Below are 16,180 nucleotides of genomic sequence, written 5' to 3'. Positions count from 1 at the left end.
AGGCATGCCGTAATCCGTCCGGGGAGTATCGGGGTGCCGAGGGTTTGCCTGGCCAATCGTCGGGAAGTCCTCGCCGGTGCGAGCCTTTTTGACCAGACTTGAGCAGGCATCCGGCCTGGACCGGGCGGCGGACCGGATCCAGCACGTGGTCGCCGCGGCGATCCGCCCGCAGTGGGCCCGCGACCTCCTGCACGGGGTGTGGCTGGGACATCCGCTGCATCCGGCGATGGTGCAGGTGCCGGTCGGTGCCTGGGCCTGCACGGCGATCCTCGACCTGCTACCCGGCCAGCGCCGCGCCGCCACCACCCTGGTGGCGGTCGGTACGACGTCCGCACTGCCCGCCGCCGTCGCCGGCTGGAACGACTGGGCGTCGTTGTCCCGGGAGCAGCAGCGGGTGGGCCTGGTGCACGCCGCCGCGAACGGCGTGGGCATCCTGCTGTACGCCGGCTCGCTGGCCGCCCGGCTCAGCGGGCGGCACGGCATCGGTCGTACCCTCGGATTCGCCGGCCTGACGGCGGTCAGCGGCGGCGCCTTCCTCGGCGGGCATCTCGCCTACAAGCAGGCGGCCGGGGTCAACCAGGGCGTCCCCGACCTGCGCCGGATCGAGGAGGGCTGGCATCCGGTGGCGGACCTGGACGCCCTGCCGGAGCACACCCTGCTGACCCGCCGGATCGACGAGATCGCGGTCGTGGTCTACCGGGACGGCGACGAGGTATCCGTGATGCTGGAGCGGTGCGCCCACCAGAGTGGTCCGCTCGGCGCCGGCGAGGTGACCAGGGTGGATGGCCGGACCTGCGTCAAGTGCCCCTGGCACGGGAGCACGTTCGAGCTGGGCGGCGGCGAGGTGGTGCACGGCCCGGCCGGCACCGACCAGCAGGTACTACCCACCCGGATCGTGGGCGGCATCCTCCAGACCCGCCTCCCCTGACCGCAATCGGGCACTGCCGGGATCATCGGTGCGTCGTCGACCGTGCGGCCGGCCATCGGGACCCTCGCCGCACGATCTCCACGCGCTCAGCCGCGTAGCCGGTGCCGACCACTGCCGATCGCGGGACGTCGGCCGGACCTGCCCCGGAGGCCGAACACCGCGCCGACCTGCGCCCCCACGATGCTGGCCACCGCGATGACGGCGGACACCGCGAGCGGCCGGTTGAGTTCGTTCACCGGGCCGGCCTGGGAGGCACTGATCGTGTACGTGGCGTCGTCGTCGGCCGTATTGGGCGGTTGGGCCGGCGCCGGCGCGGTCGGCTGCTGCGAGGCCGTCGGCTGTTGCGAGGCCGTCGGCTGTTGCGAGGCGGTCGGCCGCTGTGGCGCGGCGGACTGCTGCGGCGCGACCGGCCGTTCCGGGGCGGCGGACCGCAGCGGTGGCGCGGACTGTTGCGGTGCGACCGACTGTCGCGGGGTGACCGGGTGCGGTGGTGCGACCGGCTGCTGCGGGCTCGTCGTCGGACCGGTCGACCGTGGTACGGCGTTCTGCGGCGGCGCCACGCTCTCCGGCTGCTCGGCCTGCGGTTGCTCGGCCTGCGGTTGCTCGGCCTGCGGTTGCTCGCTCTCCGGCTGCTCGGCCTCCGGCGTGTCCTGCGGCCAACCGCCCGGCGGTGGTGGCACCGCGACCAGGCCGGTGGCGTGCTGGCGTACGCCCCGGTCCTCGGCGGCCGACGGCAGGTGCAGGAGCTGGCCCGGCCGGATCCGGTCGGGATCGCGGATCTCGTTGAGCCGGGCCAGTTCCGGATAGCGGTCGAAGTCGCCGAGATAGCGACCGGCGATGTGGCCGAGGTAGTCGCCCTTCTCCACCCGGTACACCGGTACGGGCTCCTTGGCCGGGTTGTTGGACGGCGCCACCAGCCAGTGCGGCGCCGGTCCGGAGGCGGGCTCCGCCGCCACGGGCAGACCGGCCACGCTCGGTTGACCGGTCATGAAGGGGGCGGCGGCCACGACCGGTGCGGCCGGTAGCGCGGGTGTCCCCACGGTGGTCGTGGCCACCGCGCTCGCCGCGGTGGCGGCGGGGCTGACGGCGAGGACCAGCGCCACCGAACCGATCAGCGATGCCGCCCACCGCTGTTGGCGGCCGAGTCCGGGCAGCCGGATCGCCGGCCGGCGGAGTATCCGGGCGGGCACCTCGACCAGGACGGAGAGGGCGAACGTCGCCCAGCCGGCCCAGCCGACGACGGCCAGTGCCCGCAGGAAGAGTCGTCCGTCGTCCCGGCTGGTCAGCGTGGTGCCGATCTCGTCGAGGCTGGGCACGTGGTCGGGTAGCGGGTTGCCGGCGAGGGCCAGCAGGGCCAGCGGTGCTCCGGCCAGCAGTCCGATCAGGACGGTCAACGCCCCGAGGCCGGTACAGAACTGACCGGCCCGCCGGGCCGTCCGCGATGCAGGCATGGCAATGCCCCCTATTCAGCGGTTCGTCGTAGTGAGGAGTGTCGCGGTGGCCGTACCGGGCACCGTGATGTTGTCGGCGAAGCCGAAGAGGTCGAGGAAAACGGTGTCGTAGTCCAGTTCGAGGCTGACCGTCAGGGCGGGGTTGTCCCCGGCGGCGTCGAAGCGCACCTCCGTGAGCCTGACCCCGTCCACGCTCGCGAGGTAGTTGTCGACCGCGGTCTCGACCGCGGCCGGATCGAGCACGGTGGTGCCGTCGTCCAGCAGTTGGTCCAGGTCGATCGCCTGGCCTCCGGCGCGGGCCGCCTCGGCCGCCAGGTTGTCGGCGCGTTGCATCGAACGGAGCTGGCCGGCGCCGTCGTACGACAGCCCGATGATGGCCAGTACCCCGATCAGCGCGACCGCGAGGAAGAGGCTCACCCGCCCCGAGTCCCGCCCGACCGGGTGCCCGCAGCGCAACAGTCGATCATCCCGACCTGGCTGGGGCCGATCCTCAGTGGTCCGTCCGGCATAATCGCCGTAGCCGCGTCCACTGAACGTCCGGCGGGCCAGCGTCATGGCGCGCCCACGGCCGGCCGAGGGAGCGCGATCCGGGCCCGGTGAAGGAGGAGTGGACTGTCGATGAGACGCCCCTCCCCCTGGCTTGCCGGGACTCTCCTCGCAGTCGCCTTCCTCTTCGCCTTCAGCGCCTTGGTGGTCATTCCGCTGGTGCTGCATCCGAACCTGTCGAACGCCGAACTCCGAGGCGTAGCGGACGCGCAGACGCGCATCACGTTGCAGCAGGCACAAGCCCAACTGCAGAACAACGTCCGGTCGACCCTGTTGCAGGGCTTCGCCGGTCTCGTTCTGGTGGCGGGCGCCGTCGCAACCTGGCGGCAGGTCCAGATCAGTCGGCTCGGGCAGATCACCGACCGCATCACCCGAGCCGTCGAACAACTGGCCAGCGACAACACCCACGTACGGATAGGTGGCCTCTACGCGCTCGAACGGGTCGCCAGGGACTCCTCCGAGGACCGGCAGACCATCACCAGGATCCTCACCGCGTTCATCCGGAACCGATCGCCCTGGACGCTCCCGCCGCAATCCGATCACCAGCACCCCACACCGGCCCTGGACGACGGCATGCTGCGGCTGGGACTGCGGGCCGAGGATGTCCAGATGGCGCTGTACATCCTGGGGGACCGACCTCGCCCCGGCGATGAACGACCGCTCTACCTGTCCTTCGCGGACCTCCGGATTGCCAGCCTGGCCGGGCGCGACCTGCGCGGACTCATCTGCCAGAACGCCAACCTCGCCGGCGCGTGGCTGCAACGAGCGCAACTCAACGACGCTTACCTGAAGGGAACCGACCTGCGGCAGGCTCGCCTCGAAGGCGCCCGGCTGGTCAACGCCAAACTCAACTTCGCCCACCTCAAAGACGCCGATCTCCATGGTGCGGATCTCCGCGGCGCGGATCTCACCGGTGTATGCCTCGACGGCGCCAACCTGGCCGGAGTCGATTTCGACCAGCGCACCAGATGGCCGGAGGGGATCAACCCGGACCAGCCGTACGAACCAACGCGGAGCGGTTAGGCCAAGAGACGGACCGTTCCACGCCACGTGGCAAGTTCGCGAGCCGGCGCCACCCCGTACGCTCACCACGCACCACTTCCTCTCGGGTCCGTACCCGAAGTGGCTCCTGAATCCGCGAGCCCGAGAGTTCTGCCGCGGTAGCGGTCCAGTGGGGAGGCGAACGTCGCCTCGACGGTGGTGAACGTCCGCATGCCCGACAACAGCGGCATCCGCAGGTCCCGCAGCGGCACGTCGCAGGTGACCGTCACCACGACCGACGCGTCCGTGCCGAGGCCGCTGGCGTACACGGCCTCGAAGTCGGCGTCCTCGCCGTTCATCGAGCCCGCGAGGACCAGCGTCGGCTCCTCCGAACAGGAGAGCCCCTCCGCCGCCAGCCGGTCCTCCATCGCCGCCCGTGCCGCGTCCAGACCCGCCGGGGCGGTACGCGAGATCGAGGCGGCCCGGGCGGCGTCGTGCGCGGCGACCTCGATCGCCTCGTGTGCGACGGCGGTCCGGCCGGCGACCCCGGCCAGTGCCACCAGTGCCAGAAAGGCCGGCGCCAGGATCGCCGTCTCCACCGAGACGGAGCCCCGGTCCCGGGCGGTCACGGCTGGTCCTCGTCGGCGAACCGTTCCACCGTGCCGAAGGCGGTCTCGCTGATGTCCGGAAGCGAGATGAACGGCATGATCCGGAGCGGCCTGCCGGTGACGGTCGCGCTGACCTGCGTGTCCTCCGGCTCCGGGACGGTGACCGTGACCTCCCAGCCGACCAGCCAGTCGCCGGCCCGGACGAGGAAGTCCTCCGCGCGCTCCTCGCCCACCCCGGGCTCGGCCTGGTACGCGCGCTGTGCGCTGACCGCCGACTGGGCGGCGTTCAGCGCCGTGGCCCGGGCGATGAACCAGGCGGCGGCCTGGATCGAGGCGAGCAGCAGCAGAAGGATGGCCGGCATCAGCACGGCCAGCTCGACCGGGTTGGCACCCCGGTCCCGCCGCGCCCCGATCGCCCGTCGCCGGTAGGGACGACCGCGCGGTGGTGGCATGACTCAGTCGAGTCCGGCGGGGTCCGCGCCGGTGTCCGTACCGCCGCCGCCCGGCTCGGGGATCGCGTCCATCCAGTCCGAGACGCTTCGTGACACGGCCACCGTGACCGCCAGGGCCGCTGCCACCAGGCCGAAGATGATGACGGCGGTCGGCACCGGGCTGTCGCCCCGGTCCCGCGCACCGTCGCGACGCAACTCGGCCAGCCGGATCAGCAACGCGGTGTGCAGGTATGCGATGACTGACATTGCGGCACTCCCTTCTCGTGATATCGGGTCTGTCGAGGTCAGATGCGGGCCACGAACGGATAGAGGACGAAGCCGACGAGTACGAAGACCAGCAGCGCGCCGGGTACGTCGAGTCGGCTGGTGACCGCCTCGGCACGGGCCAGGTTGTCGGTGCGGATCTGGTCGCGCAGCGAGTCGGCCCGCCCGCGCAGGGAGTCGTGCACCTGGGCGCCCTCGGTGCCGGAGGACTGCATGATGGCGCCGACGTCGCCGAGTTCCGGAATGCCGATCTTCTCCGCCAGGTCGCGGAGTTCGTCCCAGGGAGAGTGCATCTGGAGCTGGGCCATCCGGAGTGCCTCCCGGATCCGCTCGAAGACCCAGCCGTCGCAGACCTCCGCGGCCCGCTCCAGGGCCTGCACCGGACCGTGTGCGGCGGACAGTTGCAGGGCGACGAGATCGAGGTACGCGCAGACGGCCTGGCTGAACTCGCGCCGGGCCCGCTCCGCCTTGACCAGTACGCTTCGATGCGCCAGCAGTACGCAGACGAGCGCGAAGCCGAGCGCGCCGACGGTGGGTACCACGATCGGTGGCCGGATCCCGGCGAGGAACAGGATCGCGGTCGACACTGCCGGGGTGGCCAGGCCGATCAGGCCGGAGAGCACCAGCGACAGGGTGTACTGCTCGGGCGTCTGCCCGAGCAGCGCGAGCTGCCGATGCGGTGGACGCAGCCACCGGGACAGCCCGCTCAGCCAGTCGAGATCGCGGCCGGCGGTTCGGGCCGGTCGGCTCAGCCCCGGAGGCTGGTGCAGCCGGCGTAGCGCCGGGCCGAGCGCCGGGGTGGCCGGAAGTGCCTCCCGAACCAGCAGGAACAGCCCCAACCCGACGGCGGCGCCCGCGAGCACGCCGATGGTGAGATGCCCGTTGAGGATCACGTCAGCACCTCGTCGGCCTCGGGTGGGGCGAGGAACCGGGCCGGCCGGGGCGGCAGGCTCATCGACCGGACCCAGGCGAGCAGGGCGACGAAGGCCGCGCCGAGCAGCACCATCACGAGCTGCCCTTCCGGTGTCCCGTACGGCCGCATGTAGTCCGGGTTGACCAGCCCGTACGCCAGGACCAGCAGGGTCATCCCGGTGAGGAAGCGGACCGCGAACCGGGGCTGGGCCCGCTTCGCCTCCACCTCGCGCCGGGTGACGACCTCGGCCGCCGCGGCGGAGGCGATCGCGCCGAGTACCTCGCCGAGCCGCTCGCCCCGATCGGTGAGATGCAGGATCAGCGCGGCCACCACCTGGTCGCCGACCGGGTCGCCGATGTCGTCGGCGAACGCGAGCAGCGCAGCCCGGGCCTGCCAGCCGGCCGCCAGGCGGGCGGCGAGCAGGCGTACCTCCTCGTCGATCCGGTCCGGCGCGGTCGCGACCGTGCCGATGATGGCCTGTTGGAGGCCCTGCCCGGTGCTGGAGACGTCCTTCAGCCGGCGGGTCCACTCGCCGATCGCCTCGATCCGGTTGATCGCCCGGCGTTCGGCGCGGCCGGCGGTGAGCAGCCACGGTGCGCCCGGCACCGCGATCACGACCAGCAGGCCGACCACGGGCAGGCCGGTGAGCAGGAACGCCACCGCTCCGGCCAGGACGGCGCCGACCACCAGCGTCTGGTGGGTCCGCCGTTCCCGGGCGGTGGTGCCGCTGCCGACCCAGAGGCGGCGCAGACCGGACCTGCCCCGGGGCCGGGCCGGCAGGGTCGTGCCGACGAACGCGGCGACCGCCAGCACCAGGCCGGTGACGCAGGCGATTCCGGAGAGTACGGCGATCAGCTCGATGTTCGAGGGCAGGTTCATGGCGGCGTTCTCATGCCGGTGGGCCGAGTCGACTGTGCCGGGGGCGGCGCCACGCACCCGCCCCCGCCTCGATGTACCGGGTCAGCAGCCGGGCGTCGTACCCGACCCGGAGCAACTGGTCGCGGACCCGTTCCGGCAGATGGCGCGGGACCGCCCGGCCGTCCTGGCCGGGGCCGAAGACCGTGGTCGTGGTGATCCGGCTGCCCTCGCCGACCCCGATGACCTCCTCGACGTGCGAGACGAACCGGTGCTTCCGGCCGCCGATCGCGGTCTCGTCCTCGATGGTGACGTAGACGATCAGGTCCAGTGCGTTGCCGGCCATCCGGCGGGCCTGCTCGACGGTCATCTCCCGGCCGTGCGAGAGGGCCAGTTCGATGATCCGCTCGCTGACCCCGGCCGGGGTACGGGCGTGGATGGTGCACATCGAGCCCCGGCTGGTGGTCATCGCCTGGAGCATCGGAACGATCTCCCGGGACCGGACCTCGCCGACGATGATCCGGAGTACGCCCATCCGGAGCGCGACCGGAATCAGGTCGGCGATGTTGACCTCGCCGGCCGGTCGACCGTCCATGCCCCGGTCGCCGTGCCCCTCCCGGGACTCGAAGCTCATCACCGCGCGGTGCTTGCGCCCACGCCGGGTGGGCAGCAGTTCCCGGCTCTCCTCCAGCAGCACGTAGGGCTCGTCGGCCGGGATCTCGTCCATCAGGGCCCGGATCACGGTGGTCTTGCCCGCTCCGGCCAGCCCGGCGACCATGATGTTGAGCCCGGCCCGCATCGCCGCGCGGAGGAAGTCCCGGATCAGCACGTCGAGCATCTCGTCCAGGTCGGCCCGGGCACCGGTGATGTCGTCGAGGCTCACCTCGATGGTGTTGTGCTTCCGGATCACCGCGTACGGCCGGTGGCTGACCAGGAAGACCGCGGCGAGCCGGCTGCCGTCGGGAAGCTGGAGGTCGAGGGTCGGCTTCGAGGTGGAGAGCGACCGTTCGGTGGCACCGGCCCGGCGGGCGGCCGCCTGGAGGATCTCCACCATCTCCTCGTCGCTGTCCGCGATCGGCTCGGCCCAGTCGACGCCGCCGCCGCGCCGGCTGATCCGGACCAGGTCGCAGCCGAGGATGTGCACCTCTTCGATCGTGTTGTCCACCAGCAGGGTCTGCAGCCGGCCCAGCCCGACCAGTTCGGCGTTGACCTGGTCGAGCAGCATCCGCTCCTCGGTGGCCAGCATCGGTGTACCGGCCCGGCGGGTGGAATCGGCGTACTCGGCCACCACGGCGACGGCGAGCCGGGCCCGCTCGACGTCCTCCTCCTCCGTGCTGAACTCCCGACCGCGCTGCCACAGGGTGAGCCGTTCGCTCAGTTGTCGGCGGAGTTCCCGGACCACCGCGAAGTCGACCCGGGCCCGGGTCGGGGCGGCCGGCGGTGCCGGGTGCGGCGGTGCCGGATGGTGCGGCGGTACGACGTACGGCGGTGCGGAGCCGTTGGCCACCGGAAGCGCCGGCTGCTGGTGTCCGTTGTGCGGGATGACCTGCCAGGCGGGCGCCGTGGTCGGGTCGCCGTGTCGCGGGTCGTGGTAGACCGGCTCAAACCGCATCCGGCACCCCCTCGATCGCCGGCCAGCGGAGCCGGGCACGGCGGCGGTCGAGCATCGCCCGGATCGGCACCTCCAGGCCGCTGGCCGCGCGCATCAGCGGCCGGTTGCCGCGTACCGTTCCGCCGTTGCTGAGCACCTCGGCGGTACGCGGGTCGTGCGGCAGTTGTGCGATCACCGGTAGCCGGAGGGCCTTGCCGACCTCGTTCTGGCCGTGTCCGGCGCCGACCAGCAGCAGTCGCAGCGTCCCGGCCGGCACGCGGTGCTCGGCGAAGTCCCGCTCGATGGTCCGGACCGTGGCCTGGGTGCTGGACAGGTCGGGCAGCCGGGCCGAGGTGACGACCAGGACGATGTCGGCGGCCCGCAGGATCGGCCAGGGTGGCCCGACCACGTGCAGACGTCCACAGTCGACGATCACGTCGTACGCCGGCCGGCCCCTGTCCAGTCCGCCGAAGAAGTCCGCGAACCGTTGCCACAGCGGGATCACGCTGCCCGCCTGCGCCGGGTCGACGACGCCGGGCAGCAGCAGCCGCTCCCGCGCGGGGGCGTCGAGGTCGACCAACTGGGACCAGAACGCCTGCTCCAGGTTTCCGTCACGCAGTTCGCCGACCGCGAGTTCGCCGATGCCGCGCGGACCCGGAAGCGCCCCCGACAGGTAGCCGGCCAGCACCGAACCGCCCGCCGGGTCGCACTCGGCCAGCACCGTCCGGTGGTGCCAGGACAGCGTGCAGGCCAGCGCGGCCGTGGTGACTCCGGGCGATCCCTTGGCCGAGACGAGGGCGATGATGGCCACGGTCAGGCTGCCGCACTGAGTACGACCGCGATCCGGTCACCGGCGGCCAGCGCCACCACCGCCGGGACGTCCTTGGCCGCCAGCGCGAGGTAGAGGACCACGGAGTTGGCGGCCGGGGTGGCCATGTCGATGACGACGGCCTGGAACCGGGTGGCCGGTGCGGCCGCGCTGTCGCCCTCGCCCCGGGTGCTGAACAGCAGCACCTTGTCGCCCGGGCGGAGCCGTTTCGCCGGTACCTCGCTCGGCTTGAGGCCCACCGAGACCTGCTGCTGCCCGGGGGCCAGCAGCGGCTTGTCGGTGAGCTGGGCCATGGTCAGCAGGGTGCCGGGGGTCAGCGTCACGGCCGCCCGCTTGCCGATCACCTCGGTGACCCGGTCCGACGGCACCGGGTCGAGGCCCTGCCCACCGGCGACCTGCACGGCGACCACGTCGTCCGCGCCGAGCACGGTGCCGACCGGTACGGCCCGGGCGATCGCGAGATAGCTGCCGGTGGCGCGTACCGAGGTGATCGCGAACGCCGAGCCGAGCCCGCCGAGCGCGATGAGCAGTACGGCGAGGCCGAGCAGGCCGGGCCGCATCCGGCGCTGCCGGACGATCCGGGGCGGGGTGATCGGCGCGTCGATCGGCCCGCCCAGGGTGGGAGTGGTCGCCACGGTCACCTGGTCACCACCTGGAGTTCGTCGATCTGGATCGAGGCCTCGGTCGTCAACTGGGCGGCGAGCGGCTCCTCGTCGTCGTCACCGGTGCTGCTGCTCCACGGCACCGTCCAGTGCTTGGTGGCGGTGATCGGGTACTTCCCGCCGTCCAGTCCCAGGCTGGAGCGCGGGTAGCCGTCGTAGGTGCAGGCGCCGTCGGGCGGCCGGCGCGGGTCGTGCTGGCCGGCCTTGAACGGAATACCGGCGGAGGTGCAGGTCACGGGCGGTTCGCCGTTGCCCATGTCCCAGACGATCTTCGTCGGGATCGCCTCGATCTCGACCGTGACGTCGCCCTCGGAGTCGTCGGCCACTACGGAATCCCAGCTCGACGCGTCGTACAGCCAGACCGGCACGCCGACCAGGCCGGGTGCGCCGCTCGGGGCGGTCCGGATCTGCGGTGCCGGCAGGTCCAGACCGGCGAGCAGGTCGAGGGCCATCTCCCGGGGGTCCGGCGGGTCGAAGCCGGCCGGCGGGTCGGCCAGGAAGTCCGGCTCGGCCGTCGCCGGCCCGCCACAGGTCTTCAGGTAGCTGGTCATCCCGGCCGGTGTTTCCGGCGACTGGGGCTCCATCCGCTTGTAGTAGCAGTCGTCGGCGCTGTTGAACCAGCCGCGCAACTCGTCGTAGCACGGCACTACCGTGCCGTCGTCCTTCTTGCAGACCCGGTCCCCGCCGCCGGAGCCGTCGCCGCCGGGGTTGGACGAGCCGCCGCCGTCGTCGTCGTCCGGATCGCCGGGCAGGTGCTCCCAGACGTCACAGTTGCCCTGCCCGGGTGGGCACTCGGCGACCGGATCCCGGGCGGTGGCGGGACCACCGGTCAGCACGAGCGTGGCCGCCAGGACCAGTACGCCGGCGGCAGCGGCACCGAGCACCCGCCGGGTCAGCACGGCTGGTCCTCGTGAATGGCGCCGGCATTGATCAGCCATCGTCCGTCCGGATACCGGGTGGCGGTGGCGGTGGCGAGATGGCGCCCGCCGGCCGAGCCCGGTACCACGGCCCGGTTCTTCTTGTAGATCAGCCGATAGCCGGTGGCGTCGATGCAGTCCTGGATCGAGACGGTGGCCGGATCGGAGACGAGATCGACTCCGGTGACCGTCGGATTGGAGACGAGCTTTCCGGTGCGCATCGCGCCGTGCTCCTTCGCGTCGCGAATGGTGAGCCTGACTCGGGTCAGCAGTGGATCGGCAAGATATTTCCGCAGATCCGGATCAAGTGGATTGCCGGCCGACTCCGCTTTCCGGGAAGCGTTGAGATAGCCGGCATAGGCGGCCAGTGCGGATTTCTCCGCCGCCGCGGCCCCGGCATCGGGGCTGGCTGCGGCCTCGGCCCCGGTACCACCGGTTGGCGTGCCGGCCTCCGTCCGGTTCCCGCAGCCGGTCCCGGCGGCCACCGTGACCGCCACGAGCAGCGCGGTCGAGAGGGTGGCCAGTTGCCGCCTTCGCAACGGTGTCTCCTCCTCATGCTCCGCCACTTGCCGGCCAGGTGACTGCGAGCAGCCGGGTTGCCCCGCCGGATCGGCGGGACGTGGGCACGGCCGCTCCGCCCCGGAGGCCCTCGACCGGGCCCGGCGCCGCTGCGTCCACATTTGGTTGAGTCGATCTAGTTTTTCGGCGCCGCTATTGCCAGCCGATCATTCCGTCCACTGTTCGCCGGCAGTTGTGCGTCGTCCAAGGGGCGAGCATAGGCTGACCGGCGACGATGCAACAGGGGCTAATTCAGGGAATACGCACGGTAGCGATCTTTGCGGGCGATCAACAACGGAGTCCTATGGTGCCAATCGATGGGTTGAATGTGATCAATGGTTTTCCGCCCCGGATGGACGGTGGGGCGTTCTGGTCAGATTGTGCCGGACCGGTGGGGCGAATTGCGGCGGATGACGATGATCTGACAGCTTCCGTACTCCTGATGCTGCGGCGCAATGCCGGCCCTCGTGCCGCCGGTCGGCGATCCACTCCGGCTAGCCGACCCGACGGCCCCGAAGCGCCCCGCACGCTGCGAAGATCAGTTGTCGGCGATCATGAAGTTACTCTACGTATCTGGAGCCCGCTCCGACCCCGACCCGTCGGGGCAGCGTCCGACAGGAGGTCGAGGTGCGGATCACCACCTCGCGGCACGAACCGGTGACCGGGCCGAGCGAGGTCGCGTCCTGGCCGGCCCGGGGTCTCGCCGCGCTCGCGATCGCCCCGGCACTGCGCTGGCTCGTCGCGACCGAGTCGGTCCCGTACGGCCAACCGCGTCGATCCGGCTGCGACACCTGCGGTACGCCGATCGGGCCCGTCGGTCCGATTCGGACACTCTCGCCGCGAGCCCGCTGCGCCAACTGCGGAGCCCGGGTCGGCGCGCCACCGCTGACCGTCGAGTTCCTCTTGCTCCTCGCGGTGGCGGTACTGGTCGTGGCGGGTCGGCCACTGCCCGAGTCGATCGCGTTCACCTGGTGGGTGGGCTGCGCCGTACCGCTGTTCTTCGTCGACGTGGCCGTACACCGGTTGCCGGACCGGCTCACCTTCGCCGCCGCCGGTGGCACCCTGGCCCTGCTCGGGGTCGCGGCCCTGGTCACCGGTGATCCTTCGGCCTGGTGGCGGGCCGTGCTCGCCGGACTCGGCGCGGGCCTGTCGTTCGGGGTGAGCACCCTGCTGCTGGGGCAGCGTGGGTTCGGGCTGGGCGACGCCAAGCTGGCCCTCAGTTCCGTCGCGCTGCTCGGCTGGCTGGGCTGGCCGGCGGTGGTCCTCGGGTTGCTGCTCGCCTTCACGGGCTCGGCGCTGTGCGCGTTGGTCCTGCTGGCGACCCGGCGGATCGGCTGGCGCGGCCACCTCCCGTTCGGCCCGTTCCTGATCCTGGGCACCCTCGGCGCCCTGGCCCTCATCCGAGGTTAGGAAGGGCCCCTTCTTATACAGAATCCGATAATAAGGGGCCCTTCCTTGCACTTCTGTCAGCTTCGGGCGGCCCGGCCGGCCCGGTAGGCGCGCATCTTGGCCCGGCTGCCGCAGATACTCATCGTGCACCAGCGACCGCGTCCGGCCGGGCTGTGGTCGTAGTACACCCACTGGCAGCGGTGTGCCGCGCAGGACTTGAGGCGCGGCCAGGTGTCGGCGGCGACGGCGTCGAGGATCGCCGCCGCGATCGTGGCGATGAGCGCGGCCGACCCGTCGAGCCGGGCCGCCGGTACGGCTCGCGCCGCCCCGGCGTCGTCGATGGTCAGCACCAGCGGGGCGGTGCCGAGCGTGTAGCGCAGCACGGCGGCCGACGCGGCCGGCACCTTGCTGCCGGTGTGTCCCCGGCAGGCGTCCCGTAACGCCTCCCGGAACCGCCGGGTCTCGGTCACGTCCGAGTCGGTGAAGGTGAGTCCGGCCGAGCCGTGTGCGGCGGCGAATGCGGCCAGTTCCGCGATGGTACGCAGCCGGTCGCGGTCGGCCTCGATGTCGACGGTGTTCAACAGATCCTGCACCAGCGCGAGCCGTCCGGGTGCGGGCGTACGGTCACCGGGCTGCTTCATGGCGCCACGGTACGCACCTTCCGCCAACCGGCGGCAATGTTTATCGATATATTCCCGCCGATCTGTCCCGGGGCTCCGGCGCTGCCCCGCTCCCGGAGGCCGCGACCAGCGCCATCCGCAGCCCGGTGCGGAAGTCCGGATCGGCGAAGCAGCTCGCCGGGATCGTCCGGAGCTGGAGGCCGAGCAGCATCAGCCGGTCGATTCCCCGCTCGTCGTCGGATCGGACCGGTGGACCAGCCCGCTGCCGGTCCCGGCGGAGGAGGTCGTGTCTTCTCGGCCGGAGAATGTCGCGGAGCACGTCTGCGAGCCGGACCGCCCGCCGGTGCGCCACGGTCCACCATGGCCGCGCCGGTCCGAGCGGCGCCAGCCTGGCGAGTGCCCGGACGGCTCGGTGCTGTAGCGCCCTGACCGCGCCTTCCGACCGGTCCATCGCCCGCGCCGTCTCCGGTACGGAGAAGTCCTGGAAGAACCGGAGGATGACGCAGTCGCGCTGGTCGGGTTCGAGGTTGGTGACGGCGGTCAGCAGTGCGGGATTCGTGATCCGCTCGATGACCGGCACCGGCGGCGGCCCGGGCACGAGGTCTGGTGCCGGCGCGGATACGAGGTCCGGCGCCGGGATGCCGGCCTTCGACCGGGGCGCGGCGCGGGCCGGGTCGGGTACGGTCCGGGCGATGCCGACCAGCCAGGCAGCCAGGTCGCCCCCCTGCGGAGGGAGGCTGCCGAGCCGACTTCGGGCGTGCCGGAAGGTGTCCGAGGTCAGCACCTCGGCGAGGCGTCGATCGCCGGACCGGAGGTAGGCGAACCGGAAGACGGTGTCCAGGTACCGGTCGTAGATCAGGCCGAAGAACTCGGGGTCGCCTGCCCGCGCGCGCTCGACCAGCGTCCGGACCTCTGCAACCGGGCCGGCCCGGGTCGATCGCCGGGCGGGATCGGCGGCCGCGGCGGAACCGGTGGCCGCGGCGGGTTCGGCGGGACGGCTCCAGCGGCGGTTCGCGTACCAGTCGTCGGCGGTGGTCAGCGGGTCGCGCAGTCGTACGACGTCGGGGTGGGTGCGGGGCAGGCGGGCCGTCAGGTGCTGGGTGGCGAGTTCCAGCAGTTCGATCGCTGCCTCGGCGAGGTCGGTCCGGTTGCGTCGCATCGCCAGCGCGAGTTGCGTCTCGGCCAGCTCCGCCAGTTCCTCGGCGGTACGCGGCGGGTCGGTGGCCGTCGCTTCGATCGCCAGCAGGGCGGTGGACTCGGCGCTGGCGAGGAGTTCCGGCGGCCAGTCGTCCGGGCGGTCGGAGGTCAGCGCGGCGGTCAGTGCGGCGGTCGCGTGCCGGGCGGCCCTGGCGCGCTCGTCGACCTCCAGGTACAGGACGGCCAGGTTGGTGTGCAGTTTGGCGCTCGTCACCGAGATCACGGTGGTGGTACGCAGGGCCAGGTCGAGGATGACGATCGCCCGTTCGGGCTCGCCCCGGGACTCGGCCAGGATCGCCCGGACGTTCTCGGTGGTCAGCCAGGCGTCACTGCCCCGGGACGTACGCCAGGCCATCCAGTCGAGCAGTCGCTCGGCCTCGGCGTGCAGCTCCAGCCGGCTGAGCAGTACGGCGAGCCGGTAGACGCCGTCCGGGTTCCGCTTGGCGTCGAAGGTGGCCATCGTGTTCAGCGCCGCCCGGAGCCGGTCGACTCCGGTCCTGTTCCGGCTCGGTCGCCGCAACGTCGCCTCGGCGGTGGCGATGGCGTTGGGGAGCAGGTCCTCAAGTAGTGATTCGGTCACGGTCGCTCCCGGCTATCCGGTGCCGAAGGGTCCACTCGAGGACCCGGTGGAACACCCGGCGGGCTTTCCGGCGGCCGAGCAGGCCACGACCGATCATCACGTCGAGTTCGTCCCCGACGGCGTGGAGTTGCCGGAGGTCGCGGGCCAGCGCGACCGGTTCGGCGGCGTGCGCCCGTCCCAGCGCGGTGGTGTTGTCCCGGGCCAACTGCCGGGCGTCCTCCAGGACGTCGAGCTCCTTCAGCGCGAAGTCGGCCCGTACCGCGATGAGGACGTTCGCGGCCTCGCCGGCGCGACTGCGGCTCGGCACCTGCTCCACCAGCATGCCGAGTACGGCCGGCGGGTTCGGCTCGTCGGACCGCCGCCCGGCCCGCTCGACCGGCCCGCCGCTGTAGCCGCGGTAGTCGCCGATGGTCTGTTCGACCTTGAGTTCCAGCGCGTCGATCTCGTTTCCGCCGGCACACCGGTGTCGCAGTTCGGCGTTCAGCACCGAACCCTTCAGCCGGTGCGGGCTCGCCGTCGGGCGCCACGGTGCCACCCACTCGTCGTCGTCGACGCAGCGGACCAGGATCGGCCGGACCACGTCCCAGGGCAGCGTTCCGCGTACGCAGATCAGCGCCAGATCCGACTCCCGGGCGATCCGGACGATCCGTCCGTCGACCGTTCCACCGTGGACGGAAGAGATGGTGACCTCGTCGTCCTCGTCGAGTTCGGCCACGCAGTGCCCGGCGGTGACGACCCAGCGACGGCTGATCAGGAACCCGGCCGACGCCCGTGTTCCGGTGGACGACCCTGGTTCGTCGCGCGGCCGGATCCACACCAGGTACGACTCGTGCGGCACC

General features: G+C 72.0%; 18 protein-coding genes. 3 read left to right on the top strand and 15 right to left on the bottom strand.

Annotation, left to right across the window (positions count from 1 at the left end; translation table 11 throughout):
* The first annotated feature begins 76 nt into the window (after positions 1-76).
* Positions 77-928 carry a Rieske (2Fe-2S) protein gene (locus ACFP2T_RS21885; RefSeq protein WP_377424591.1) on the top strand — a complete coding sequence of 284 codons (852 nt, stop codon included), beginning with the start codon at positions 77-79 and terminating at the stop codon, positions 926-928.
* A gap of 86 nt (positions 929-1,014) precedes the next feature.
* Here the strand turns inward: ACFP2T_RS21885 and ACFP2T_RS21880 are convergent, their stop codons facing one another.
* Both ACFP2T_RS21880 and ACFP2T_RS21875 read right to left on the bottom strand, forming a co-directional pair.
* The gene (locus ACFP2T_RS21880) at positions 1,015-2,379 is read right to left on the bottom strand and encodes a LysM peptidoglycan-binding domain-containing protein (RefSeq protein WP_377424589.1); all 1,365 of its coding nucleotides are present in this window, start codon (positions 2,377-2,379) and stop codon (positions 1,015-1,017) included.
* 15 nt (positions 2,380-2,394) lie between these two features.
* Complete coding sequence (locus tag ACFP2T_RS21875; protein WP_377424587.1) at positions 2,395-2,835, bottom strand: hypothetical protein; 441 nt, start codon at positions 2,833-2,835, stop codon at positions 2,395-2,397.
* A gap of 162 nt (positions 2,836-2,997) precedes the next feature.
* Here ACFP2T_RS21875 and ACFP2T_RS21870 point away from each other — a divergent pair, with 162 nt between their 5' ends.
* Positions 2,998-3,948 (top strand): pentapeptide repeat-containing protein, encoded by a 951-nt coding sequence (locus ACFP2T_RS21870; protein WP_377424586.1) that lies wholly within the window; start codon positions 2,998-3,000, stop codon positions 3,946-3,948.
* 62 nt (positions 3,949-4,010) lie between these two features.
* On the opposite strand, the gene ACFP2T_RS21865 is transcribed toward ACFP2T_RS21870, so the two are convergent.
* The 10 genes from ACFP2T_RS21865 to ACFP2T_RS21820 all read right to left on the bottom strand — a co-directional run bounded on the left by ACFP2T_RS21865 (position 4,011) and on the right by ACFP2T_RS21820 (position 11,536).
* On the bottom strand, positions 4,011-4,535 hold the full coding sequence (locus tag ACFP2T_RS21865; RefSeq protein WP_377424585.1) for a TadE/TadG family type IV pilus assembly protein: 525 nt from the start codon (positions 4,533-4,535) through the stop codon (positions 4,011-4,013).
* Positions 4,532-4,966, bottom strand: a complete 435-nt coding sequence (locus tag ACFP2T_RS21860) for a TadE/TadG family type IV pilus assembly protein (protein WP_377424584.1) — start codon at positions 4,964-4,966, stop codon at positions 4,532-4,534. The genes ACFP2T_RS21865 and ACFP2T_RS21860 overlap by 4 nt, the downstream gene beginning before the upstream one ends.
* A gap of 3 nt (positions 4,967-4,969) precedes the next feature.
* Positions 4,970-5,212, bottom strand: coding sequence for a hypothetical protein (locus ACFP2T_RS21855; RefSeq protein ID WP_377424583.1), 243 nt, complete (start codon positions 5,210-5,212; stop codon positions 4,970-4,972).
* A gap of 38 nt (positions 5,213-5,250) precedes the next feature.
* On the bottom strand, positions 5,251-6,120 hold the full coding sequence (locus ACFP2T_RS21850) for a type II secretion system F family protein (protein WP_377425178.1): 870 nt from the start codon (positions 6,118-6,120) through the stop codon (positions 5,251-5,253).
* Positions 6,120-7,022 (bottom strand): type II secretion system F family protein, encoded by a 903-nt coding sequence (locus ACFP2T_RS21845; protein WP_377424581.1) that lies wholly within the window; start codon positions 7,020-7,022, stop codon positions 6,120-6,122. Before ACFP2T_RS21845 ends, ACFP2T_RS21850 begins: the two co-directional genes overlap by 1 nt.
* A gap of 10 nt (positions 7,023-7,032) precedes the next feature.
* Positions 7,033-8,610, bottom strand: a complete 1,578-nt coding sequence (locus ACFP2T_RS21840; protein WP_377424579.1) for a CpaF family protein — start codon at positions 8,608-8,610, stop codon at positions 7,033-7,035.
* Positions 8,600-9,400, bottom strand: a complete 801-nt coding sequence (locus tag ACFP2T_RS21835; protein WP_377424577.1) for a ParA family protein — start codon at positions 9,398-9,400, stop codon at positions 8,600-8,602. Before ACFP2T_RS21835 ends, ACFP2T_RS21840 begins: the two co-directional genes overlap by 11 nt.
* A 2-nt stretch (positions 9,401-9,402) precedes the next feature.
* A complete protein-coding gene (locus ACFP2T_RS21830) occupies positions 9,403-9,978 on the bottom strand; it encodes an SAF domain-containing protein (protein ID WP_377425177.1) in 576 nt (191 codons plus the stop codon).
* A gap of 77 nt (positions 9,979-10,055) precedes the next feature.
* The gene (locus tag ACFP2T_RS21825) at positions 10,056-10,979 is read right to left on the bottom strand and encodes a hypothetical protein (protein ID WP_377424575.1); all 924 of its coding nucleotides are present in this window, start codon (positions 10,977-10,979) and stop codon (positions 10,056-10,058) included.
* On the bottom strand, positions 10,973-11,536 hold the full coding sequence (locus ACFP2T_RS21820) for a hypothetical protein (RefSeq protein ID WP_377424574.1): 564 nt from the start codon (positions 11,534-11,536) through the stop codon (positions 10,973-10,975). The genes ACFP2T_RS21825 and ACFP2T_RS21820 overlap by 7 nt, the downstream gene beginning before the upstream one ends.
* 676 nt (positions 11,537-12,212) lie before the next feature.
* Here ACFP2T_RS21820 and ACFP2T_RS21815 point away from each other — a divergent pair.
* Complete coding sequence (locus tag ACFP2T_RS21815; protein WP_377425176.1) at positions 12,213-12,965, top strand: prepilin peptidase; 753 nt, start codon at positions 12,213-12,215, stop codon at positions 12,963-12,965.
* Between the two features lie 56 nt (positions 12,966-13,021).
* Here ACFP2T_RS21815 and ACFP2T_RS21810 read toward each other — a convergent pair whose 3' ends face one another.
* Genes ACFP2T_RS21810 through ACFP2T_RS21800 form a run of 3 tightly spaced genes read right to left on the bottom strand, consistent with a single transcriptional unit; the run spans position 13,022 to position 16,179 of the window.
* Positions 13,022-13,585 carry a CGNR zinc finger domain-containing protein gene (locus tag ACFP2T_RS21810; RefSeq protein ID WP_377424572.1) on the bottom strand — a complete coding sequence of 188 codons (564 nt, stop codon included), beginning with the start codon at positions 13,583-13,585 and terminating at the stop codon, positions 13,022-13,024.
* Positions 13,586-13,625: 40 nt separating this feature from the next.
* Complete coding sequence (locus tag ACFP2T_RS21805; protein WP_377424570.1) at positions 13,626-15,341, bottom strand: RNA polymerase sigma factor; 1,716 nt, start codon at positions 15,339-15,341, stop codon at positions 13,626-13,628.
* Positions 15,322-16,179, bottom strand: coding sequence for a trypsin-like serine protease (locus ACFP2T_RS21800; protein ID WP_377424569.1), 858 nt, complete (start codon positions 16,177-16,179; stop codon positions 15,322-15,324). The genes ACFP2T_RS21805 and ACFP2T_RS21800 overlap by 20 nt, the downstream gene beginning before the upstream one ends.
* Position 16,180: the final 1 nt, after the last annotated feature.

This window comes from Plantactinospora solaniradicis, assembly GCF_042658085.1.
Taxonomy (GTDB): domain Bacteria; phylum Actinomycetota; class Actinomycetes; order Mycobacteriales; family Micromonosporaceae; genus Plantactinospora; species Plantactinospora solaniradicis.
Note: the sequence above shows the minus strand (reverse complement) of the source record. Positions and strands in the feature narration are given on the sequence as shown.

Bases quoted from the DNA above. Each gene is read 5' to 3' on its own strand.
- ACFP2T_RS21880 (WP_377424589.1), bottom strand. From the start codon at position 2,379: ATGCCTGCATCGCGGACGGCCCGGCGGGCCGGTCAGTTCTGTACCGGC.
- ACFP2T_RS21870 (WP_377424586.1), top strand. From the start codon at position 2,998: ATGAGACGCCCCTCCCCCTGGCTTGCCGGGACTCTCCTCGCAGTCGCC.
- ACFP2T_RS21860 (WP_377424584.1), bottom strand. From the start codon at position 4,966: ATGCCACCACCGCGCGGTCGTCCCTACCGGCGACGGGCGATCGGGGCG.
- ACFP2T_RS21855 (WP_377424583.1), bottom strand. From the start codon at position 5,212: ATGTCAGTCATCGCATACCTGCACACCGCGTTGCTGATCCGGCTGGCC.
- ACFP2T_RS21845 (WP_377424581.1), bottom strand. From the start codon at position 7,022: ATGAACCTGCCCTCGAACATCGAGCTGATCGCCGTACTCTCCGGAATC.
- ACFP2T_RS21840 (WP_377424579.1), bottom strand. From the start codon at position 8,610: ATGCGGTTTGAGCCGGTCTACCACGACCCGCGACACGGCGACCCGACC.
- ACFP2T_RS21830 (WP_377425177.1), bottom strand. From the start codon at position 9,978: ATGCGGCCCGGCCTGCTCGGCCTCGCCGTACTGCTCATCGCGCTCGGC.
- ACFP2T_RS21810 (WP_377424572.1), bottom strand. From the start codon at position 13,585: ATGAAGCAGCCCGGTGACCGTACGCCCGCACCCGGACGGCTCGCGCTG.